At 35.7% G+C, this 744-nt stretch carries 1 protein-coding gene; it reads left to right on the top strand.

Annotation, left to right across the window (positions count from 1 at the left end):
- Window positions 1-601: RNA-guided endonuclease InsQ/TnpB family protein (locus tag AC1DTM_RS29945; RefSeq protein WP_477001642.1), on the top strand; the 601-nt coding region annotated here is incomplete at its 5' end.
- Window positions 602-744: the final 143 nt, after the last annotated feature.

Here is a 744-nt window from a genome sequence, read left to right on the forward strand (position 1 = left end):
GTCGATTGGTGTGGATGTTGGTTTAAAAGAGCTGTTTGTRGCTTCTAATGGTACGAAAGAACGAAATATAAACAAAGATGCCAAGGTAAAAAAACTTTTGAAAAGGAAAAAGTCAGTGCAAAGAGATATGTCTAGGAGATTTAAAAAAGGTGTAAAAATTCAATCCGCAGGATATGAAAAAGCTAAAACTGAGCACCTTCGGTTATCTAGGAAAATTAYGAATATCCGAAATAACCATATCCATCAAGCAACAGCTAAATTGGTGAAAACCAAACCAATGAGGATTGTTGTGGAAGACTTACYTATCTCAAACCTGTTAAAAAACAAAAAACTATCGAAAGCATTTTCATTTCAAAAATTAAACTTCTTCTTTCAATGTTTATCATACAAGTGCGRGAAGTATGGCATTGAGTATGTAAAAGCTGATAAATGGTTCGCCTCAAGYAAGATTTGCTCATGTTGCGGAGTAAAATACGACCATTCAGTTCAACCAGAAGGACAGTGGAGTTTAAARATWCGTGARTGGYGTTGTGTTSSRTGCAATAGCCATCACGATAGGGATKTAAATGCTKCGATAAATTTATCAAGATGGGTAAAATAAATGCTTGATAATAKGAGGTAACGATACTGCCTCGTGTGGAGTGTTATACCCCTCGTCCCTTTGGGGTTGCGAGAACACGATGAAGCACTAACTTGTGTAAATTTGATTGAATTGTATAGATTTAGTTAAGTTTATCGTATCGG

It is taken from the genome of Bacillus sp. P4_D3 (assembly GCF_056401855.1).